General features: G+C 72.6%; 18 protein-coding genes. 14 read left to right on the forward strand and 4 right to left on the reverse strand.

The annotated features are described in order from the left end of the window. Positions 1 to 45 precede the first annotated feature (45 nt). The 11 genes from KV557_RS12585 (at position 46) to KV557_RS12635 (ending at position 13,987) form a co-directional block, all read left to right on the forward strand. Positions 46 to 987 (forward strand): ABC transporter permease, encoded by a 942-nt coding sequence (locus tag KV557_RS12585; protein ID WP_218199940.1) that lies wholly within the window; start codon positions 46 to 48, stop codon positions 985 to 987. After that, positions 980 to 1,789: an ABC transporter ATP-binding protein gene (locus KV557_RS12590; RefSeq protein WP_308129871.1), complete on the forward strand. Its 810-nt coding sequence runs from the start codon at positions 980 to 982 to the stop codon at positions 1,787 to 1,789. The genes KV557_RS12585 and KV557_RS12590 overlap by 8 nt, the downstream gene beginning before the upstream one ends. A 320-nt stretch (positions 1,790 to 2,109) precedes the next feature. Then, a complete protein-coding gene (gene hpnC / locus KV557_RS12595) occupies positions 2,110 to 3,075 on the forward strand; it encodes a squalene synthase HpnC (RefSeq protein WP_218199941.1) in 966 nt (321 codons plus the stop codon). A 41-nt stretch (positions 3,076 to 3,116) separates the two neighbouring features. Beyond that, entirely contained in the window at positions 3,117 to 3,974 is an 858-nt protein-coding gene (gene hpnD / locus KV557_RS12600) for a presqualene diphosphate synthase HpnD (RefSeq protein WP_218200004.1), read from the forward strand. Between the two features lie 127 nt (positions 3,975 to 4,101). Further along, positions 4,102 to 5,535, forward strand: a complete 1,434-nt coding sequence (hpnE, locus tag KV557_RS12605; protein ID WP_218199942.1) for a hydroxysqualene dehydroxylase HpnE — start codon at positions 4,102 to 4,104, stop codon at positions 5,533 to 5,535. Positions 5,536 to 5,663: 128 nt separating this feature from the next. Beyond that, positions 5,664 to 6,752: a polyprenyl synthetase family protein gene (locus KV557_RS12610; protein WP_374106618.1), complete on the forward strand. Its 1,089-nt coding sequence runs from the start codon at positions 5,664 to 5,666 to the stop codon at positions 6,750 to 6,752. 7 nt (positions 6,753 to 6,759) lie between these two features. Continuing rightward, positions 6,760 to 8,859: a squalene--hopene cyclase gene (shc, locus tag KV557_RS12615; protein WP_256177298.1), complete on the forward strand. Its 2,100-nt coding sequence runs from the start codon at positions 6,760 to 6,762 to the stop codon at positions 8,857 to 8,859. Next, a complete protein-coding gene (locus tag KV557_RS12620) occupies positions 8,856 to 9,536 on the forward strand; it encodes a phosphorylase family protein (RefSeq protein ID WP_218199943.1) in 681 nt (226 codons plus the stop codon). Before shc ends, KV557_RS12620 begins: the two co-directional genes overlap by 4 nt. 2 nt (positions 9,537 to 9,538) lie before the next feature. Further along, the gene (hpnH, locus tag KV557_RS12625; protein ID WP_218199944.1) at positions 9,539 to 10,567 is read left to right on the forward strand and encodes an adenosyl-hopene transferase HpnH; all 1,029 of its coding nucleotides are present in this window, start codon (positions 9,539 to 9,541) and stop codon (positions 10,565 to 10,567) included. Between the two features lie 113 nt (positions 10,568 to 10,680). Then, entirely contained in the window at positions 10,681 to 12,591 is a 1,911-nt protein-coding gene (gene dxs / locus KV557_RS12630; RefSeq protein WP_218199945.1) for a 1-deoxy-D-xylulose-5-phosphate synthase, read from the forward strand. Continuing rightward, on the forward strand, positions 12,581 to 13,987 hold the full coding sequence (locus KV557_RS12635) for an aspartate aminotransferase family protein (RefSeq protein ID WP_218199946.1): 1,407 nt from the start codon (positions 12,581 to 12,583) through the stop codon (positions 13,985 to 13,987). Before dxs ends, KV557_RS12635 begins: the two co-directional genes overlap by 11 nt. A gap of 66 nt (positions 13,988 to 14,053) precedes the next feature. Here KV557_RS12635 and KV557_RS12640 read toward each other — a convergent pair whose 3' ends face one another. Beyond that, on the reverse strand, positions 14,054 to 14,326 hold the full coding sequence (locus KV557_RS12640) for a DUF6343 family protein (protein WP_218199947.1): 273 nt from the start codon (positions 14,324 to 14,326) through the stop codon (positions 14,054 to 14,056). 75 nt (positions 14,327 to 14,401) lie between these two features. On the opposite strand from KV557_RS12640, the gene KV557_RS12645 reads away from it, so the two are divergent. Next, positions 14,402 to 14,617 carry an I78 family peptidase inhibitor gene (locus tag KV557_RS12645; protein ID WP_218199948.1) on the forward strand — a complete coding sequence of 72 codons (216 nt, stop codon included), beginning with the start codon at positions 14,402 to 14,404 and terminating at the stop codon, positions 14,615 to 14,617. A 23-nt stretch (positions 14,618 to 14,640) separates the two neighbouring features. Here KV557_RS12645 and KV557_RS44435 read toward each other — a convergent pair whose 3' ends face one another. Further along, a complete protein-coding gene (locus KV557_RS44435; RefSeq protein ID WP_308129872.1) occupies positions 14,641 to 15,444 on the reverse strand; it encodes a phosphatase PAP2 family protein in 804 nt (267 codons plus the stop codon). A 232-nt stretch (positions 15,445 to 15,676) separates the two neighbouring features. Further along, positions 15,677 to 16,441 (reverse strand): 3-oxoacyl-ACP reductase FabG, encoded by a 765-nt coding sequence (fabG, locus tag KV557_RS12655; protein ID WP_218199950.1) that lies wholly within the window; start codon positions 16,439 to 16,441, stop codon positions 15,677 to 15,679. Between the two features lie 486 nt (positions 16,442 to 16,927). On the opposite strand from fabG, the gene KV557_RS42535 reads away from it, so the two are divergent. Further along, positions 16,928 to 17,710 carry a MarR family winged helix-turn-helix transcriptional regulator gene (locus tag KV557_RS42535; RefSeq protein WP_308129873.1) on the forward strand — a complete coding sequence of 261 codons (783 nt, stop codon included), beginning with the start codon at positions 16,928 to 16,930 and terminating at the stop codon, positions 17,708 to 17,710. A 227-nt stretch (positions 17,711 to 17,937) separates the two neighbouring features. Here the strand turns inward: KV557_RS42535 and KV557_RS12670 are convergent, their stop codons facing one another. After that, positions 17,938 to 18,801: an aldo/keto reductase gene (locus tag KV557_RS12670; RefSeq protein WP_308129874.1), complete on the reverse strand. Its 864-nt coding sequence runs from the start codon at positions 18,799 to 18,801 to the stop codon at positions 17,938 to 17,940. Positions 18,802 to 19,204: 403 nt separating this feature from the next. On the opposite strand from KV557_RS12670, the gene KV557_RS12675 reads away from it, so the two are divergent. Continuing rightward, positions 19,205 to 20,989 (forward strand): ABC transporter transmembrane domain-containing protein, encoded by a 1,785-nt coding sequence (locus KV557_RS12675; protein ID WP_218199952.1) that lies wholly within the window; start codon positions 19,205 to 19,207, stop codon positions 20,987 to 20,989. The last annotated feature ends 5 nt before the right edge of the window (positions 20,990 to 20,994 follow it).

The raw sequence follows: 20,994 nt of genomic DNA on the forward strand, positions 1-20,994 counted from the left end.
CCCCGCCGACCGGCCGCCCCGACCGATCCCGCGTGAAGGACGAATGTGTCGACAGTGAGTGAACCCGTCAGCCTCTCCGCCCCCAGGGGGGCGGACGCGGGCCTGACCCCCAAGCAGCTTGCGGACAAGTACGGTCTGTCGGTCAGCGGCCGACGGCCCGGCCTCATCGCCTACACCAAGCAGCTCTGGGCCCGGCGCCACTTCATCTGGGCCTTCGCCACCGCCCGCCTGGTGGCGCAGTACACCGACGCCAAGCTCGGCCAGCTGTGGCAGGTCGTGACCCCGTTGCTGAACTGCGCGGTGTTCTACCTGGTCTTCGGCGTGATCCTGAACAACAAGGACGGATTCCCGAAGTACATCGCGTGGCTGTGCATCGGCGTCTTCGTCTTCCAGTTCACCCAGAGCGCGGTGCAGTCCGGCACCCGGGCGATCTCCGACAACCTGGGGCTGATCCGGGCGCTGCACTTCCCGCGCGCCTCGCTGCCGATCGCCTTCACCGTGATCCAGCTCCAGCAGCTGCTGATCTCGATGGTCGTGCTGGTCGTCGTGGTGGTGGCCACCGGAGTCAAGCCAAGCGTCACCTGGGTGCTGGTGATCCCGGCGCTGATCCTGCAGTCGATGTTCAACACCGGCGTCGCGCTGATCATGGCCCGGATCGGCGCCAAGACCAGTGACATCTCCCAGCTGATCCCGTTCGCGATGCGCGCCTGGCTCTACATGTCCGGCGTCATGTACAGCATCCAGGACCGGATCGACAAGTGGACCCCGGCGATCCAGTGGCTGATGACGGTCAATCCGGCCTCGGTGTACATGGACCTGATCCGGCACGCCCTCGCGCCGGAGATCTACAACAAGCACATCTACGGTGAGCACGCGCAGAAGCTGCCCCACCACCTGTGGGCGATGGGCCTGGCATGGGGCGTGGTCCTGCTGGCGATCGGATACGTCTTCTTCTGGAAGGCCGAGGAGGAGTACGGCCGTGGCTGACATCGACCTGAGTAAGAACGACATCGTCCGCGATGCCGACGTGGCCCGCGAGCCCACCGTGATCGTCGACGACGTGCACATCGTCTACCGGGTGCACGGCGCCGGCTCCGGCAAGGGCAGCGCTACCTCTGCGGTGAGCCGGATCCTCAGCCGCAAGCGCAGCGCGGGCGTGCGCGAGGTGCACGCCGTGCGCGGCATCAGCTTCACCGCCTACAAGGGCGAGGCGGTCGGCCTGATCGGCTCGAACGGCTCCGGCAAGTCGACCATGCTGGCCGCCATCGCGGGCCTGCTGCCGACCGAGAAGGGCGGCATCTACACCAACGGCCAGCCCTCGCTGCTGGGCGTGAACGCGGCGCTGATGAACGAGCTCACCGGTGAGCGCAACGTCATCCTCGGCTGCCTGGCGATGGGCATGCCGCCGGCCGAGGTGCGGCGGCGCTACGACGACATCGTCGAGTTCTCGGGCATCAACGAGAAGGGCGACTTCATCTCGCTGCCGATGCGCACGTACTCCTCCGGCATGGGCGCCCGTCTGCGCTTCTCCATCGCCGCCGCGAAGACCCACGACGTGCTGCTGATCGACGAGGCGCTGGCCACCGGCGACCAGGCGTTCCAGCAGCGCAGCAAGAAGCGGATCGAGGAGCTGCGCAAGTCGGCCGGTACGGTCTTCCTGGTCAGCCACGACAACAGCTCGATCCGCGAGGTCTGCGAGCGGACCATCTGGATCGAGCACGGCGAGCTGGTCATGGACGGCCCGACCGACGAGGTCGTCGGCCGCTACGAGCGCGGCGAGCGCCCGTAGTACCCGAGGCACTCAGGGGCCGGTTCCGGGAGTCTCCGGGACCGGCCCCTCCGTCGTGTGCCCTCCTGCGTGTGCCCTTTGTCGTGTACCCCCGCCAGTACCCCCGGGTGGCCCGCCGCCGCCGGGGTGAGCGCCCCGTGCGCCGGGCGGGGCACTCTTCTCCGGCGCGGCCCGTGGTGTCAGGCTGTAGGCGCGGGGGTCGTGTGCCGGACGTGACGCCCGTGCTCGGACGCGTGTCCGAGTCGGGCCGCTGATGCCCATCGGTGTAGAACGGGGGAGTGACAGCAGTGTCGGCTTCGGCCCAGCCCAGCAGTGAGCCAGTGGACCGTTCAGCGGGGGCGACCCTGGACAAGGCGAGCGCGGAGAACTTCCCGGTCGCCCCGTTCTTCCTGCCCGCCGCCTGGCGCGACGACCTGATGGCGGTCTACGGCTTCGCCCGGCTGGTCGACGACGCCGGCGACGGCGACCTGGCCGACCCGGTCGGCACCGCCCGCCTGCTGGGCGTCGACGCCCAGCCCCCGGCTACCCCTTCGGCCCAGTCCACCCTTTCGGCCCAGTCCGGCCCGCCCGCTCCGGAGGAGGTCGTCTTCCGCCTCGCCCTGCTCGACGGACTGGAGCACGACCTCACCCGAGTGTTCGAGACGGCAATGCGCCCGGACACCGCCGACCGGCCGCGCCACCCGCTGATGCGCCGCCTGGTGCCGCTGGTCGACCGGCACGGACTCACCCAGGAGCCGTTCCGCCGCCTGATCGAGGCCAACCGGGTGGACCAGACCACCGCCCGCTACGCCACCTTCGACGACCTGGTCGGCTACTGCACCCTCTCCGCCGACCCGGTGGGCCGCCTGGTGCTCGCCATCGCCGGCGTCTCCACCCCCGAACGGATCGAGCTCTCCGACGCGATCTGCACCGCCCTCCAGGTGGTCGAACACCTGCAGGACGTCGCCGAGGACCTGGCCCGCGGCCGGATCTACCTGCCCACCGAGGATCTCGCGCGCTTCGGCGTCACCGAGGCCGACCTCGCCGCCCCCTCGGCCGACGGCGCCGTCCGCGAGCTGATCGCTTACGAGGCGGAGCGGGCCCGCACCCTGCTCGACCGCGGCGCGCCGTTGGTAGGTACGGTTCGGGGGAGGCTTCGACTGCTGCTGGCGGGATTCACCGCAGGCGGATACGCGGCCCTGGCGGCCATCGAGGACGCCGGGTACGACGTTCTCGCCCAGCAGGCGAAGCCGGACAAGCGCCGCCTCGCAGCGAAGGCGGCGGCCATCTTCGCGAAGGGAAGGTGAACGCCCGCGTGGCGGCATCACCACTGGCGTCGGCACAGGTCATGGCGGCGTACCGGTACTGCGAGGCAGTCACCGGTCTGCAGGCGCGCAACTTCAGCTACGGCATCCGGCTGCTGCCGGAGCCCAAGCGGCTGGCCATGTCGGCCCTGTACGCCCTGGCCCGCCGGGTGGACGACATCGGCGACGGGGACCTGCCCGGCGACCGCAAGGCGGAGGCGCTGCTGCGCACCCGCGAACTGCTGGACGAGGTCCGCGCCGGCGTGGTCGCCGAGGACGACACCGACCCGATCAAGGTCGCCCTGGCGGACGCGGCCCGGCGCTTCCCGATCCCGCTCGGCGGCTTCGACGAGCTGATCGACGGCGTCGAGATGGACCTGAAGGGCGCCGAGTACCAGACGTACGAGGAGCTGAAGGTCTACTGCCGCTGCGTGGCCGGCGCGATCGGCCGGCTCTCGCTCGGCGTGTACGGCTGTGACGACCCCGAGCGCGGGGCGCACTACGCCGACACCCTGGGCCTGGCGCTCCAGCTCACCAACATCCTGCGCGACCTGCGCGAGGACGCCCTGAACGGCCGTACCTACCTACCCACCGAGGACCTGGTCCGGTTCGGCTGCCAGCAGGGCTTCGCGCTGCCGAAGCCGCCGGCCGGTGCCGACTTCACCGGCCTGGTGGCCTTCGAGGCCGCCCGTGCCCAGGCCGCGTTCGAGGAGGGCCTGCGGCTGCTGCCGATGCTCGACCGCCGCAGCCGGGCGTGCACCGCCGCGATGGCCGGCATCTACCACCGGCTGCTCGGCCGGATCGCCGGCGACCCCGAGTCGGTGCTGCGCGGCCGGGTCTCGCTGCCGGGCTGGGAGAAGGCGTACGTGGCGCTTTCCGGGCTCGCCGGGGGGCGTTCTTGATTCTCGCCGCAGTTCTGTCACGCTGTGTCAGCGGGGAATCACTTATGGGTAGAGCCGTGTTGTCCACGACTGTACCGACCACAGCAGCCGCCGCCGGGCGGTCCAGCGATCGCGAGGGGGAGGGCCGATGACCGGGCGAGCCGATGCCGCGCGCCCGGCCGCCGTCGTGGTCGGCGGCGGCCTGGCCGGGATCACCGCGGCGCTGCGCCTGGCCGAGGCCGGCCACCGGGTCACCCTGGCCGAGGGCCGGCCCCGCCTCGGCGGGCTGGCCTTCTCCTTCCGGCGCGGCGAGCTGACCGTCGACAACGGCCAGCACGTCTACCTGCGCTGCTGCACCGCCTACCGGGGCCTGCTCGACCGGCTCGGCGCCACCCGGCTGGTCCACCTCCAGGACCGCCTGGACGTCCCGGTGCTGTCCGTCACCGGGCCCGCCGACGCCCCCGTGCGCACCCTCGGCAGGCTGCGGCGGGCCGGCCTGCCCGTCCCGCTGCACCTGGCCGGCAGCCTCGCCCGCTACCAGCACCTCGGCCCGGCCGACCGCGCCCGGGTGGTCCGCGGCGCGCTCGCCCTGCAGGGCCTGGACCTGGCGGACCCGGCGCTGGACGGGGTCTCCTTCGGGGAGTGGCTGCGCCGCCACGGGCAGAACGAGCAGACCCTCGCCGCCCTGTGGGACCTGGTCGGCGTCGCCACCCTGAACGCCCGGGCCGACCAGGTGTCGTTGGCCCTGGCCGCGATGGTCTTCAAGACCGGCCTGCTCTCCGACCCGGGCGCCTCGGACATCGGCATGGCCGCCGTCCCGCTCGGCGCGATCCATCACGACCGGGCACTGGCCGAGCTGGAACGCGCCGGCGTGACGGTACTGCTGCGCGCCCGGGTGGCGGAGTTCAAGCCGGGCGCGCCCCAGCACGCCGTCCGCCTGGAAGGCGGCGAGCTGCTCACCGCCGACACCGTCGTCCTGGCCGGCGCCCAGGACAGCGCCGCCGCGCTGCTGCCGCCCGAGGCGATCGCCGGACAGGACCGGCTGGCCGGCTTCGGCACCTCGCCGATCCTCAACGTCCACGTGATCTACGACCGCAAGCTGCTGCGCCGCCCGTTCTTCGCGGCGCTCGACTCCCCGGTGCAGTGGGTCTTCGACCGCACCGCGCACTCCGGCCTGGCCGGCACCTCGCTCGGCCGGGAGCACCCCGGCGCCCAGTACCTGGCTCTCTCACAGTCCGCCGTCCAGGACGAGATCGACCTGCCGGTCGCCGAGCTGCGCGCCCGCTACCTGCCCGAACTCGCCCGGCTGCTGCCCGCCGCGGCCGGCGCCGAGGTGCTGGACTTCTTCGTCACCCGCGAGCGCACCGCCACCTTCGACCCGGCCCCCGGCAGCGCTGCGTTGCGCCCGTCGGCCGCGACGAACGTCCCCGGCCTACTGCTGGCCGGTTCGTGGACGGCCACCGGCTGGCCCGCGACCATGGAGGGAGCCGTGCGCAGCGGCCACGCCGCGGCCGACGCGGCGCTCGCCGGCGCCGGCACCCGGCTCCCCGTGGACCGGGGCGACGGGAGGTGGCCGAGGTGACGAGCGGCCCCGCCGCCGGCGACCCCGCGAGAGCCGGCGGCCCCACCGCCGGGCGCACGGAGCGCACCGGCATCGCAAGCATCCGGCCGGCCCGCGCGGTCCGGCACCATCAGGGAGAGGGAACGCACGTGGAGTCACGCACCGGCATCGCCGTCGGAGGCACGGCGCACGCCGAACCGGTCTCGGTGCCGGAGCTGCTCGCCCGCAGCCGCACGCTCTGCACCCCGCCGCTGCGTGCCGCCGTCGCCCGTTTGGCCGCACCGATGGACACCGTCGCGGCGTACCACTTCGGCTGGATCGACCGGGACGGCACACCGGTGAAGGGGGACGGCGGCAAGGCCGTCCGCCCGGCCCTGGCGCTGCTGTCGGCCCGGGCCGCGGGCGCTCCGGCGGAGGCGGGGGTGCCCGGCGGGGTCGCCGTTGAACTGGTGCACAACTTTTCCCTGCTCCATGATGATCTGATGGACGGTGACGAGACCCGGCGCCACCGGGCCACCGCCTGGACGGTCTTCGGTCCGGCCCAGGCGATCCTGGTCGGCGACGCCCTGGCGACGCTCGGGACGGAGGTGCTGCTCGACGCCGGCGCGGCCGGCGGAACGAGCGCCACCGACGTCGCGCGCGCCGTCCGGCTGCTCACCACCGCCACCCGCCGGCTCATCGACGGCCAGGCCATGGACGTCGCCTTCGAGCAGCGGGACAGCGTCACCGTGGCCGAGTGCCTGGAGATGGAGGGCGGCAAGACCGCCGCCCTGCTCGCCGCCGCCTCGGCGATCGGCGCCGTGCTGGCCGGGGCCGACGACAAGGTCTCCGACTGCCTCCAGCGCTACGGTCACCACCTGGGCCTGGCCTTCCAGGCGGTGGACGACCTGCTCGGCATCTGGGGCGCCACCGAGGTCACCGGCAAGCCGCACTGGGGTGACCTGCGCCAGCGCAAGAAGTCCCTGCCGGTCGCCGCCGCCCTGGCCGAGGGCGGTGCCGCTTCGCGCCGGCTGGCCCAGCAGCTGGCCGACCCGAAGGGCCGCGGCGAGGAGAGCGAGCCCCAGCTCGCCGCCCGCGCCGCACTGATCGAGGAGGCCGGCGGCCGGGCCTGGACACAGGAGGAAGCCCGCCGCCAGCACACGACTGCCCTCGCCGCCCTGGACGAGGTGCCCATGTCCGACGAGGTGCGCGAGCACTTCGTCGCACTCGCCGAATTCGTGGTGGTACGAGAGAGGTGACGTTACGTTGACAGCAACCGCGGACGGCCGGCTCGACCCTGAGTACGATTCCGAGCCGGTCGCGGTGGGCGACCGCCCACCGGCGCTGCTGGGTGCCGGGCGATGGCAGCCCGAAGACACCGCCCCGCTCCGGCCGGGCGCCGAGGCGGACCCCGTACCGGCCGACGCCCGGGAGGCGCTGGCCCGGGCCACCACCCACCTGCTCTCGCTGCAGAGCTCCGAGGGCTGGTGGAAGGGCGACCTGGAGACCAACGTCACCATGGATGCCGAGGACTTACTGCTCCGGCAGTTCCTCGGGATCAGGACCGAGGAACAGACCAAGGCGACTGCCGAATGGATCCGCTCCCAACAGCGAGAGGACGGCACCTGGTCCACCTTCCACGGCGGGCCGCCCGAACTGTCCACGACCGTCGAGGCCTACGTCGCCCTCAAGCTCGCCGGCGACGACCCCAACGCCCCGCACATGCTGGCCGCCGCGCGTTACGTCCGCTCCGCCGGGGGTATCGCCGCCGCCCGGGTGTTCACCCGGATCTGGCTGGCGCTCTTCGGCTGGTGGCCCTGGGATCGGCTCCCCGAGATGCCGCCCGAGATCATCTTCCTGCCCAAGTGGCTGCCGCTGAACATCTACGCCTTCGGCTGTTGGGCCCGCCAGACCATCGTCCCGCTGACCATCGTCTCGGCCCACCGCCCGGTCCGCCCCGCGCCCTTCGCGCTCACCGAGCTGCACACCGACCCGGACCACCCCTTCCCCGACCGGCCGCTCGCCCCCGCCACCACCTGGGACGGCCTGTTCGAGCGCCTCGACAAGGTCCTGCACGCCTACCACCGCCGCGCGCTGCGCCCATTGCGCCGGCTCGCCATCGCCCAGGCCTGCCGCTGGATCGTCGAACGGCAGGAGGCCGACGGCTGCTGGGGCGGCATCCAGCCTCCCGCCGTCTACTCGCTGATCGCCCTGCACCTGGAGGGCTACGAGCTGGAGCACCCGGTGGTGCAGGCCGGGCTCGCCGCCTTCGACCGCTTCACCGTGCACACCGAGGACGGCCGGCGCTGGCTGGAGGCCTGCCAGTCCCCGGTCTGGGACACCTGCCTGGCCACCATCGCCCTGGTCGACGCCGGGGTGCCGGCCGACCACCCGGCGCTGGTCTCCGCCGTCGACTGGATGCTCGGCGAGGAGATCCGCAAGCGCGGCGACTGGGCGGTGCGGCGGCCCTCGCTGGACCCGGGCGGCTGGGCCTTCGAGTTCGAGAACGACACCTACCCCGACATCGACGACACCGCCGAGGTGGTGCTCGCGCTGCGCAGGGTCGCCCACCCCGACCCGGAGAAGGTCGGCGGGGCGGTGGACCGCGGGGTCCGCTGGAACCTCGGCATGCAGTCCAAGAACGGCGCCTGGGGCGCCTTCGACGTCGACAACACCAGTACGCTGCCGAACAAGCTGCCGTTCTGCGACTTCGGCGAGGTGGTCGACCCGCCGTCCGCGGACGTCACCGCGCACGTGGTCGAGATGCTCGCCGAGGTCGGCCAGGCGCGGGACCCGGCCACCCGGCGCGGCGTCGAGTGGCTGCTGCGCAACCAGGAGGCCGACGGCTCCTGGTTCGGCCGCTGGGGCACCAACTACATCTACGGCACCGGCTCGGTGCTGCCCGCCCTGGTCGCGGCCGGGATCCCGGAGGAGCACCCGGCGATCCGCCAGGCCGTCCGCTGGCTGGAGGACCGGCAGAACGCGGACGGCGGCTGGGGCGAGGACATGCGCTCCTACGACGACCCGGCGCGCTGGGCCGGGCGCGGCGACTCCACCGCCTCGCAGACCGCGTGGGCGCTGATGGCGCTGCTCTCGGCCGGCGAGGGCCCGGACGGCCGGGCCAACCCGGCGGTGGAGCGCGGGGTGGACTGGCTGGTCCGCACCCAGCTGCCCGAGGGCACCTGGGACGAGCCGCAGTTCACCGGAACCGGCTTCCCGTGGGACTTCTCCATCAACTACCACCTGTACCGGCTGGTCTTCCCGGTCACCGCGCTCGGCCGCTACCTCCACGGCAGCCCCGGCACCGGCGGCGAGAGCGGCGGCCGGGAGAGCGGCGGCGCCCAGGCGATCGGAGCGGCGCGGTGACCACCGCCCCCCTGCTGGTGCTCTGCGCACTGGGCCCCGAGGTCTGGGCCCTGCGCGGCGGGGACTGGCGCGGCTCGGCGGGCGGGCCGCCGGTGATGGTCCGCACCGGCGTCGGCCGGCGGCGCGCCGCCCACGCGGTGCGGCGGGTGCTCGGCTCGGCCCCGGGCAGCTACGGGGCCGTCGTCGTGGCCGGGTTCGGTGCGGCCGTCGCCCCGGGGATGGCCCCGGGGGACGTGATCGTCGCCGATGGTGTGCGCGACGCGGAGGGCAACCTCTTCGCGGTCGGCTCGGCCGCGGATCTCGCCCGGGCCCTCAAGGAGCGCGGGCTGACCGCGCACACCGGGGTGCACCACACCGCCGACCACGTCGTCCGCGGCCTCGAACGGCGGGCCCTGCACCTGCAGGGCGCGCTCGCCGTCGACATGGAGGCCGCCGCCGTCCTCGCCGCGCTGCGCGAGATGCGGCCGGCGCTGCCCGCGGCCGTCCTGCGGGTGGTGGTGGACACCCCCGAGCGCGAGTTGCTGCGGCCCGGCACCCTGCCCGCAGGGGTGCGCGCCTGGCGGACCCTGCGGGCGACCGTCCCCGCCCTCGTCGACTGGCACCGGCAGGAGCTGCCGACCGGCGCCCCGGCCCTGCACCACCCCACATCCTCGACGCTCCCTCAGGAGGCGAGCTAGCCATGGCCATGCCGCTGCGCCAGACCGTGCGGGTCGGCACCTACCTCATGCAGCAGAAGCTGATCAAGCGACGGGACAAGTTCCCGCTGATCGTCGAGCTCGAACCGCTGTTCGCCTGCAACCTCGCCTGCGAGGGCTGCGGCAAGATCCAGCACCCGGCGGGCGTCCTGAAGCAGCGGATGCCGGTCGCGCAGGCGGTCGGCGCGGTCCTGGAGTCAGGTGCCCCGATGGTCTCGATCGCCGGCGGCGAGCCGCTGATGCACCCGCAGATCGACGAGATCGTCCGCCAGCTCGTCGAGCGCCGCAAGTACGTCTTCCTCTGCACCAACGCGCTGCTGCTGCGCAAGAAGATGGACAAGTTCAAGCCCTCGCCGTACTTCACCTTCGCCGTGCACATCGACGGCATGCGCGAGCGGCACGACGAGTCGGTGGCCAAGGAGGGCACCTTCGACGAGGCGGTGGCGGCGATCAAGGAGGCCAAGCGGCGCGGCTTCCGGGTCACCACCAACAGCACCTTCTTCAACACCGACACCCCGCAGACCGTCGTCGAGGTGCTGGACTACCTCAACGACGAGCTCAAGGTCGACGAGATGATGATCTCCCCGGCCTACGCCTACGAGAAGGCCCCCGACCAGGAGCACTTCCTCGGCGTCGAGCAGACCAGGGAGCTGTTCCGCAAGGCGTTCGCCGGTGGCAACCGCAGGCGCTGGCGGCTCAACCACAGTCCGCTCTTCCTGGACTTCCTGGAGGGCAAGAAGGACTTCGAGTGCACGCCCTGGGGCATCCCGAACTACTCGCTGTTCGGCTGGCAACGGCCCTGCTACCTGATGGCCGACGGCTACGTGCCCACCTACCGCGAGCTGGTCGAGAAGACCGACTGGAGCAAGTACGGGCGCGGCAGGGACCCGCGCTGCGCCAACTGTATGGCCCACTGCGGCTACGAGCCGACCGCGGTGCTCGCCACCATGGGCTCGCTCAAGGAGTCGCTGCGCGCGATCACCGAGACCATCAGCGCCAACCGCGGCCACTGAGCGGGCAGTTGACCCGCTCGTGAGCCCCCCCGGCCCGGGCCGCGCGCCCGGGCCGGCTCCGCCCCCGCCGGGCGGAGGCACCACCGCTCCACTCCGAGTCGTGAGGTGTACCCATGTCACTGCTCTCCAGCGTCACGTCCCCGGCCGATCTGCGGAAGCTCCCGGCGGCCGAACTGCCGCTGCTCGCCGAGGAGATCCGCGAATTCCTGATCGACGCCGTCACCCGGACCGGCGGGCACCTCGGTCCCAACCTCGGCGTGGTGGAACTGACCATCGCCCTGCACCGGGTGTTCGACTCCCCGCACGACCGGATCGTCTTCGACACCGGCCACCAGAGCTACGTCCACAAACTCCTCACCGGCCGCCAGGACTTCACCAGGCTGCGGATGAAGGGCGGCCTGTCCGGCTACCCCTCGCGGGCCGAGTCCGAGCACGACCTGGTCGAGAACTCGCACGCCTCCACGGCCCTCTCCTACGCCGACGGCCTCGCCAAGGCCGCCCAGTTGCTCGGCCAGCACGACCGGCGGACCGTCGCCGTCATCGGTGACGGCGCGCTCACCGGCGGGCTCGCCTGGGAGGCGCTCAACAACATCGCCGAAGCGCGGGACCGGCCGCTCGTCATCGTCGTCAACGACAACGAGCGCTCCTACGCGAAGACCATCGGCGGCCTCGCCAACCACCTCGCCACCCTGCGCACCACCCAGGGCTACGAACGCTTCCTCGCCCTCGGCAAGGAGGCGCTGCAGCGCACCCCACTGGTCGGCCAGCCGATCTTCGACGCGCTGCACGGCGCCAAGAAGGGGTTCAAGGACGCCTTCGCCCCGCAGGGCATGTTCGAGGACCTCGGGCTCAAGTACCTCGGGCCGATCGACGGCCACGACCTGGGCGCCGTCGAGCAGGCGCTGCGCCAGGCCCGGAACTTCGGCGGCCCGGTCATCGTGCACTGCCTGACCGTCAAGGGGCGCGGCTACCGGCCCGCCGAGCAGGACGAGGCGGACCGCTTCCACGCCGTCAACCCGATCGACCCGTACACCTGCCTGCCGATCTTGCCCAGCGGCGGGGTCTCCTGGACCTCGGTGTTCGGCGACGAGATGGTGGCGCTCGGCGCGGAGCGGCCCGACCTGGTCGCGATCACCGCGGCGATGCTCCAGCCCGTCGGGCTGGCCCGCTTCGCCAAGGCCTACCCGAGCCGGATCTTCGACGTCGGCATCGCCGAGCAGCACGCCGTCACCAGCGCGGCGGGCCTGGCCATCGGAGGGCTGCACCCGGTCGTCGCCGTCTACGCGACCTTCCTGAACCGGGCCTTCGACCAGGTGCTCATGGACGTCGCCCTGCACAAGCTGGGCGTCACCTTCGTCCTCGACCGGGCGGGCGTCACCGGCACGGACGGTGCCTCGCACAACGGCATGTGGGACATGTCGATCCTCCAGGTCGTGCCCGGCCTGCGGCTGGCCGCGCCGCGCGACGCCGACCAGCTGCGGGCCCAGCTGCGCGAGGCCGTCGACGTGGCGGACGCCCCGACCGTCGTCCGCTTCCCGAAGGCGAACATCGGGCCCACCGTGCCGGCCGTCGAGCGGATCGGCGGGGTGGACGTCCTGCTGCGCACCGGGGAACTGCCCGAGATCCTGCTGGTCGCGGTCGGCACCACCGCCTCCGCCTGCCTGGACGCAGCCCGGCTGCTGCTCGCCGAGGGCTTCACCGCGACCGTCGTCGACCCGCGCTGGGTCAAGCCCGTCGACCCGGCGCTTCCCGAACTCGCCGCCGCGCACCGGCTGGTGGTCACCGTCGAGGACAACGGCCGGGTGGGCGGCGTCGGCGCCGCCGTCGCCCAGGCGCTGCGCGACGCCGACGTCGACGTGCCGGTGCGGGTGCTCGGCCTGCCCCAGGAGTTCCTCGGGCACGCCGCCCGCGGCGAGATCCTGGAGGAGACCGGGCTGACCGGCACCGGGGTCGCGGCCCAGACCGCCGTCTTCGCCAAGAACCTGCTACCGACCCGAGGAGCGAACCAGCGCCATGCCGGCTGACCCCGACCCGATTGACGGCCGCTTCGACCTCGCCGCGCTGATCGCCGAACGCGGCGCCGAACGCTACGAGTTGCACAGCCGCTACCTCAACCCGCAGCTGCCGCGAATGCTCCACACCATCGGCTTCGACAAGTACTACGAGCGCGCCACGGGCCCGTACTTCTACGACGCCGAGGGCAACGAGTACCTCGACATGCTGGCCGGCTTCGGCATCTTCGCGCTCGGCCGCCACCACCCGGTGGTGCGCTCGGCGATCCAGCAGGTGATGGACCTCGACCTGCCCGACCTCGTCCGCTTCGACTGCTCGCCGCTGCCCGGACTGCTGGCCGAGCGGCTGCTCTCGTACGCGCCGGGGCTGGACCGGGTGTTCTTCGGCAACAGCGGCACCGAGGCGGTCGAGACCGCGCTCAAGTTCGCCCGCTACGCCACCGGCCGCAAGCGGATCCTCTACGCCGACCACGCCTTCCACGGCCTGACCACCGGCTCGCTCTCGGTCAACGGGGAGAGCGGCTTCCGCAAGGGCTTCGACCCGCTGCTGCCGGACACCGCCATCCCGCTCGGCGATCTCGGCGCGCTGGCCAAGGAGTTGAAGCGCGGCGACGTCGCGGCCCTGATCGTCGAGCCGATCCAGGGCAAGGGCGTGCTCGCTCCGCCGCCCGGCTGGCTGCGGGCGGCGCAGGACCTGCTGCACGAGCACAAGGCGCTGCTGATCTGCGACGAGGTGCAGACCGGGATCGGCCGCACCGGCGAGTTCTTCGCCTACCAGCACGAGGAGGGCGTGCTGCCCGACCTGGTGTGCGTGGCCAAGGCCCTCTCCGGTGGGTACGTGCCGGTCGGGGCGACGCTCGGCAAGAGCTGGATCTTCGAGAAGGTGTACTCCTCGATGGACCGGGTGCTGGTGCACTCGGCCAGCTTCGGCTCCAACGCGCAGGCGATGGCGGCCGGGCTGGCGACCCTGGAGGTGATGCGCGACGAGAAGGTGGTCGAGAACTCCCGCCAGGTAGGCGACCACCTCCGGGAGCGGCTGGCCGCGCTCGTCGACACGTACGAACTGCTCGCCGAGGTGCGCGGCAAGGGGCTGATGATCGGCATCGAGTTCGGCCGGCCGAAGTCGCTCAAGCTGCGCACCGGGTGGACCGCGCTCCAGGCGGCCCGCAAGGGGCTGTTCGCCCAGATGGTGGTCGTGCCGCTGCTCCAGCGGCACCGGATCCTGACCCAGGTGTCCGGGGACCACCTGGAGGTGATCAAGCTGATCCCGCCGCTGATCATCACCGAGCGGGATGTGGACCGGTTCGTCGCCGCCTTCACCGACGTCATGGACGACGCGCACCGGGGGAGCGGCCTGATGTGGGACTTCGGGCGGACGCTCGTGAAGCAGGCGGTCGGCAACCGCTGAGACGTCCACCGCATTGGGAGTGGGAAGTCGGCCGGGTCGACTTCCCACTCCGTGGGAGATACCGCGTCAGAGCTCGGTCCGGCGGCGCCGGATGACCACCACGAGATCGACGACGGCGAACAGGGTGAGCAGGCCGCAGGCGACGGCGAAGCCGGTGAGGGTGCCCCGGCTGGGGGCGCCGTACGTGGGGGAGTTGGCCGCCCAGACCGCGAAGCCCACGGTGGCCAGGGCGAACAGCGGGGTGAAGGTGAGCGACAGCAGGTACCGGAGCTTGAGGTCGCTGCGGGCGGTCGCGGGCTCGGTGCCGCTGCGCCAGCGTCGCGGGGTCGTGGTGCGCATGCCATTCACCTCCCGGCCGTGCGGGTGCGGGCTACGATTCCAGCGTACGTCCGAGGGGCGGGCCGGGGAGGGGCGATGACGGGGTCGGACGCGGTGGGGCCGGGCGCGATGGGTGACGCCGAGGGCTATGCGGGGCTGCGGGTCGAGCGGGCGGAGGAGCTGGCCCGGCGGCACGGGTGGGCGGCGGTCCGGGTGCTGGCGCCGGGGGCGATGATGACCATGGACCACCGGGAAGGGCGGCTCAACCTGGCGGTGCGGGACGGGGTGGTGGAGCGCAGCTGGGAGGGGTGACGCCCGCGTCTCGGCGCGTTCTCTCAGCGCGTTCGGTACCGGGCGAGGCGCTGCTCGACGGTGGTGACCAGCGGTTCCAGCAGGGGGAGCGAGAGCAGCACCAGCAGTCCGGCGGCCCAGCCGGCCAGGACGTCGGTGACCCAGTGGGTGCCCAGGTAGACGGTGGTCAGGCCGATCGAGCAGGCGGTGGCGGCGGCGAGCACCGCGCCGGTGCGCCGCCAGCGGACCGCGAGGTAGGCGAGCACGCCCCAGGTGACCACGGCGTTCGCGGTGTGGCCGGAGGGGAAGATGGTGCCGCCGGAGAACAGTTCGGGGGAGCCGACGTACTGGGCGTAGTGCGGTCCGAGCCGGCCGGTGACGATCTTGACCGCGCCGACCGTGACGTTGAGCAACAGCAGCGCGATGCCCATCACCAGCAGGGGGCGGAGCCGGCCGAGGCGGTGGGCGCGCCAGCCGAGCCAGGCGAAGGCGGCGATCGCGGAGGGCCCGCGCTGGCCGGCCACCACCCAGGTGTCGAGCAGCGGCTGCAGACTGGGCCAGCGCTCGTAGGGGCGCAGCAGCCGGACCGACCAGTCGAGGTCGACGAGGGCGGTGTTGAGCAGTACACCGGCCAGTACCAGCAGATATACGGCGAGGGTGGCGGCGAGCAGCGTGGTCCGGCGGCGGCTCATCGGCGGCCAGCCGGGCTCGGGGCGGTCCGGGCCGGGGCGGTCACGGCGGGCCGGGACCGGGTGCTCGCGGCCGGTGGGGCTCGGGCGCTCGCGACGGGTGGCGGGGTTCTCCGGGCCCTGGTTCGGAAATTGCCGGGAGGTACTCGGGGCTTGCACGGGGGTGACCTTACCCATCCGTCCGGTGCCATTTCGGAGGGAATTGTCATTTTCCCGGGAAATCGACAATCCGCCCGGCAGAGGATGGTCCGGGGAGTGATTTCCGCTATTGCCCGATCGAAAGTCCGTGTGGTGTTCGAATCATTCTTCAAAAGGGCCGGTAAAGCGAACGGAGTGGGTGGCCGGTCGGGCCGGTCTCCCACTCCGTGGTCACCCTGTGTAGGTCGCGTGCTCAGTCGAGGGGGCCGCCGGCGACGTAGATCACCTGGCCGGAGACGAACCCGGCGCCCTCGCTTGCCAGGAACGAGATGGTGTGGGCCACATCCTCAGGCATACCGACCCGCTGGACCGGGATCTGTGAGGCTGCGGCCCGCTTGAAGTCTTCGAAGTCCATGCCGACGCGGGCCGCGGTGGCTGCTGTCATGTCCGTGGCGATGAAGCCGGGGGCCACCGCGTTGGCGGTGATGCCGAACTTGCCGAGCTCGATGGCCAAAGTCTTGGTGAAGCCCTGGAGGCCGGCCTTGGCGGCCGAGTAGTTGGCCTGGCCGCGGTTGCCCTGGGCGGACGAGGAGGACAGGTTGACGATGCGGCCGAAACCGGCGTCCACCATGTGCTTCTGCACCGCGCGGGTCATCAGGAAGGCGCCGCGCAGGTGGACGTTCATGACCGTGTCCCAGTCGGACTCGGACATCTTGAAGAGCAGGTTGTCGCGGAGCACGCCCGCGTTGTTGACCAGCACGACCGGGGCGCCGAGCTCGGCCGCCACGCGGTCCACCGCGGCCTGGACCTGCGCGGCGTCGGAGACGTCGGCGCCGATCGCGAGCGCCTTGCCGCCGGCCGCGGTGATCCGGTCGACGGTGTCCTTGCCGGCCGCTTCGTCCAGGTCGAGGACGGCGACGGCATAGCCGTCGGCGGCCAGCCGGACGGCGGTGGCGGCGCCCAGGCCGCGTGCGGCGCCGGTGACGACGGCGACCCGGGGGGTGCTCTGCTCGGTCATGCTCGCTCTCGTCTCTCTCAGGGTTTTCCCAGGGAAGGCGTCCCCGGGGTGACGGTGGCCACACCCTACCCGCGAGTAGGGAGGGCGGCCAGGGTGGAGAGCCGCAGGTGACGGTGGGTAAGGACCGACCGGTCGGCTTTCTGCTGAGAACGGGTTAACGAGAAGGCGTGGCGGCGCGTAAATATGCCAATGTTGCCGAACCTGCGTCTACTATCCGCCCCTGCCTGCCAGCGAGGGCTCACCGTTTGTATAGTGTCCGCCAGCAGCCACCGGCTGCACGGCTGGCGCGCCCTCCCTCATAGCGGGACGCCCACTCGCCGTTACTGCCCCACCCGGGTGTCCCACACACACCGGGTGTGACATCGGGACGGATACATGGTGCTGGGGGAGATCCCGACGACCCGCGTGTCCGAGCGACTGCAGCAGTCGCCCGGGCACCTCATTCGTGTTGCACAGCAGGTTCACACCCGGCTGTGGTCGGAGCACGTGGGAGCCGATCTCACGGCTCCGCAGTTCGCCGTACTGCTGGTCCTCGCCCTGGAACCGGGCGCCGACCAGCGGACGGTCGGCGAGCGCGCGTCGCTGGACAAGGCCACGATGGCGGAGATGGTCGCGCGGCTGGTCCGCCGCGGCCTGGTGCTGCGAAGGCGCGACCCGGCCGACGGCCGGCGCAAGCTCCTCGCTCTCTCGCAGAGCGGGGCGCAGGCGGTGCGCGAGGCCACCGGCGGAGTGGTCCGGGTGCAGCGCACCCTGTTCGAGCCGCTCAGCGCGGACGAGCAGGTCGAGATCGTCCGGGTGATGGCCAAGATAGCCAGGCTGGAGCCCGCCGCGGTGGTGTTCACCGACTCGCGGCCGATCCTGGACGCGCAGCGGGCGATCGGCTACCTGATCAGGGTGAGCCAGCAGGTGCACACCAAGCTCTGGTCGGAGCACGTCGGCGCGGAGCTGACGGCCCCCCAGTACGCGGTACTGGACGCGCTGGAGCTGGAGCCCGGGGCCGACCAGCGAACGGTCGGTGAACTGGCCTCGCTGGACAAGGCGACGATGGCCGAGATGGTGAGCCGTCTCGTCCGTCGTGGCCTGGTGCAGCGGCGCCGGGACCCCTCGGACGGGCGGCGCAACCTGCTCTCGCTCTCACCGGCGGGCCAGGACCTGCTGCACCGCTCGGCCGCGGGTGTCGCCGAGGTCCAGCGGCTGCTGCTGGCGCCGCTGGAGGAGCACGAGCACGCGCCGGCGCTGGCGATCATCGGCAAGGCGGCCAGGCTTTAGGCCGCCCTCTGAACGCCAGCCAAAACGATTCGCCAACGTACGGACAGCCCCCGGGCCGGGGCGCCGGTGATTCGGGTCGGTTGGACGGGTTCGCAGGTGACGCGCTGCTGAGCGCTTCATCGAGGCATGCGGAAGACCGCCCACCCCTGCACGGGGTGGGCGGTCTTCCGATGTGACCGGTTGTCAGTCAGTCGGGCGGCGGGTGGGGTTGGTTCCCGCCGGTGCCGTCAGTTCCAGTCGAAATGCTGCGGGTCCGGGCCGATGCGCTTGCCGGTGGCGATCCCGGCGATCGCGGCGAGGTCGTCCGCGTCCAGCTCGAAGCCGGCCACGTCCAGGTTCTCCCGGATCCGGGACGGGGTGACGGACTTCGGGATCGCGATCACGCCGCGCTGCAGGTGCCAGCGGAGCACCACCTGGGCGGCCGTGCGGCCGTGCTTCTCGGCGATCTTCGCCAGCGCCGGCTCCGAGAGCAGCTCCTTGCCCTGGCCGAGCGGGCTCCACGCCTCGGTGGCGATGTCGTGCTCGGCGTGGAAGGCGCGCAGCTCGTCCTGCGGGAAGTACGGGTGCAGCTCGACCTGGTTCAGCACCGGGACGACCGAGGCCTCGTCGAGCAGGCGGGTCAGCTGCTCGGGGCCGAAGTTGGAGACGCCGATCGACTTGACCCGGCCGTCCGCCTTCAGCTGCTCGAAGGCCTTCCAGACGTTGAGGTAGCTGCCGTGCATCGGGCGCGGCCAGTGGATCAGGTAGAGGTCGAGGTAGTCGAGGCCGAGCTTGGCCAGCGAGGCGTCGAACTCGCGCAGCACCGCGTCCCGGCCCTGCTCGCCGGACCAGTCGCGGGTGCCGGAGTTCCACAGCTTGGTGGTGATGTAGAGGTCCTCGCGGGCCACGCCGCCCGCCAGCGCGTCGGCGATCGCCTGGCCGGTGCCCGCCTCGTTCTCGTAGATCGCCGCGGTGTCGATGGAGCGGTAGCCCGCCTCGATCGCGGTGCGGACGGCGGGGGTCGCCTCGCTGTCCGGGACCTGCCACACGCCGAAGCCGAGCTGCGGGATCTGCGCGCCGTCGTTCAGGGTCAGGCTGGGGATGTTGCTCACGGGAAGGGGTGCCCTTCTGGTCGGCCATGGGTTCCAGTGGGGCAACTGGCGCTCGGACGGGATTTGTTCCCGCATCTTTGCCGCCGTTTGGGGGAATCTTGCGGGCGTGCGGGCCGCCCTGACGGGGAGCCGCGGGCGGGCGGGCGGAAAACCTGTTGCGTGGATCACATTGCGGTTGGCAGGCTCGCGGTCATGACCTCCTGAGATCCGGGCCCTTCGTGCCCCTCCCTTGTCCGTCCGGCTCCGCTGCCGGGCGTGTTCCCGTTGCCGCGTCGAGGTGTCGTGCTGACGTCTCGTCCTGTTGCGCCGCGTCGCTGTGCCGCGCGTCCCCTCCCCCCCCGAACTACCCCGAACTGCCCTGAACCACCCTGAACCACCCCGAACCACCCCCCATCGGAGTGTCATGCCGCTCGCGTCCCTGCCGTTGGCCGATCCCGGCCGTCCCGATCTCTCCTCACCCCTGGCCTTCCTGCGCTGGCTGCAGCGCAGCCAGCGGCGCGGGCAGGTGCTCGCCACCTGCTGGGCGCTGCTGGAGATGGGCTGTCAGGCCGCCCTGCCGATACCGCTCGGGCACGGCGTGCAGGCCGCCGTGGACGGCGACGCCACCGGGATCTGGCGGGCCGGCGCCGCTGTGGTGGGGCTCTCCGTGGCGGCCTCGCTCGGCACCGTGCTGTTGCACCGTCAGGCGGTCTGGAACTGGATCCATGCCGCCACCCAGGTACGGCAGTTGGTGGCCCGTCAGGCATCGCTGCTGGGCGGCGCGCTATCCCGGCGGATCGCCACCGGGGAGGTGGTCGCGGTCGGCAGCGGGGACGTCGCGAAGATCGGCTGGTACGTCGAGCTGACCGCCCGGCTGCGGGCCGCGGTGCTCGTCTGGCTGGCCGTCGGCTCGGTGATCCTGGTGGCCGAGCCGCTGCTCGGCGTGGCCGTCCTGCTCGGTGTGCCGGTGCTGGCGGTCTCCGTCTGGCCGTTGCTCGGGCCGTTCGAGCGGCGCTACGACGAGCAGCGCGCGCTGGGCGGCAAGGCCACCGCGCTGGCGGCCGACACCGTCGCCGGGTTGCGGGTGCTGCGCGGGATCGGCGGCGAGGAGCTGTTCCTGACCCGGTACCGGGCGGCGTCCCAGAAGGTGCGTGCCGCGGCCGTCCGCTCGGCCCGGCTCTGGTCCCTGATGCAGGCCCAACAGGTGCTGCTGCCAGGCCTGTTCGTCGTCGGGGTGACGTGGTACGGCGCCCGGTTGGCGGCCGACGGGCGGATCGCCGTCGGCACCCTGATCGCGGTGTACGGGGCGACCGCCTATCTCGCCTCGCCGCTGCGGATCCTGGGCGAGTCCGCGCACGCGTGGACGGTCGCGCGGGTCTCCGCCGGGCGGGCCGTCCGGCTGCTCTCGCTCGACCGGGCCGACGGGTCGCGCGACGCCTCGCCCGGGCCGGTCCTCGGCCGGCCCGAGCACGGTGACCTGTACGACCCGGCGACCGGGCTGACCGCGCGGGCCGGGGAGCTGACCGCCGTGGTCTGTGGGGATCCGGACTTCGCCGGGGCGCTGGCCGAGCGGCTCGGCGGGCACGTCCCGCGGGCCGAGGACGAGCCGGCGCAGCCCTCCGTCCGGCTCGGCGGCACCGAGCTGGACGCGGTGCCGCTGGCCGAGGCCAGGGCGGCGGTGCTGGTCCACGACAAGGAGCCGGTGCTGCTCTCCGGCACCCTCGCCGGGCTGCTCGACGTCCCGGCCTCGGGGCGGGTGCCGGCCGCTGAGGCGCTGGCAGCCGCCCAGGCCGACGACGTGCTGGAGGCCCTGGTGGACGGCTCGCCGGACTGCGCGGGGGACGTGATGCGGGCCCGCATCACCGAGCGCGGCCGCTCGCTGTCCGGCGGCCAGCGGCAGCGGCTGGCGCTGGCCCGCGCCCTGCTGGCGGACCCGCCGGTGCTCGTCCTGGACGAGCCGACCAGTGCGGTGGACGCCCACACCGAGTCGCGGATCGCGGCCGGGCTGCGGGACAGCCGGGCGGGCCGGACGACCGTGGTCTTCGCGACCAGCCCGCTGCTGCTCGACCGGGCCGACCGGGTGGTGCTGGTCCGCGACGGCCGGGCCGTCGCGGCCGGGCGGCACCGCGAACTGATGGACACCGAACCGGCCTACCGCGCGGTGGTCACCCGCGCCGTGGAGCCGGCCACCGTCGGGGAGGGTGCATGAACGCG

The sequence above is a fragment of the Kitasatospora aureofaciens genome (assembly GCF_019192735.1).
Taxonomy (GTDB): Bacteria; Actinomycetota; Actinomycetes; order Streptomycetales; family Streptomycetaceae; genus Kitasatospora; species Kitasatospora aureofaciens_A.

What these genes read in the sequence shown, in the direction of transcription:
- fabG (WP_218199950.1), bottom strand. Translation starts at nt 16,441, where the DNA reads ATGACCGAGCAGAGCACCCCCCGGGTCGCCGTCGTCACCGGCGCCGCA.
- KV557_RS12635 (WP_218199946.1), top strand. Translation starts at nt 12,581, where the DNA reads ATGCCGGCTGACCCCGACCCGATTGACGGCCGCTTCGACCTCGCCGCG.
- hpnD (WP_218200004.1), top strand. Translation starts at nt 3,117, where the DNA reads ATGGCGGCGTACCGGTACTGCGAGGCAGTCACCGGTCTGCAGGCGCGC.
- hpnH (WP_218199944.1), top strand. Translation starts at nt 9,539, where the DNA reads ATGGCCATGCCGCTGCGCCAGACCGTGCGGGTCGGCACCTACCTCATG.
- KV557_RS12640 (WP_218199947.1), bottom strand. Translation starts at nt 14,326, where the DNA reads ATGCGCACCACGACCCCGCGACGCTGGCGCAGCGGCACCGAGCCCGCG.
- KV557_RS12645 (WP_218199948.1), top strand. Translation starts at nt 14,402, where the DNA reads ATGACGGGGTCGGACGCGGTGGGGCCGGGCGCGATGGGTGACGCCGAG.
- KV557_RS12675 (WP_218199952.1), top strand. Translation starts at nt 19,205, where the DNA reads ATGCCGCTCGCGTCCCTGCCGTTGGCCGATCCCGGCCGTCCCGATCTC.
- hpnE (WP_218199942.1), top strand. Translation starts at nt 4,102, where the DNA reads ATGACCGGGCGAGCCGATGCCGCGCGCCCGGCCGCCGTCGTGGTCGGC.
- dxs (WP_218199945.1), top strand. Translation starts at nt 10,681, where the DNA reads ATGTCACTGCTCTCCAGCGTCACGTCCCCGGCCGATCTGCGGAAGCTC.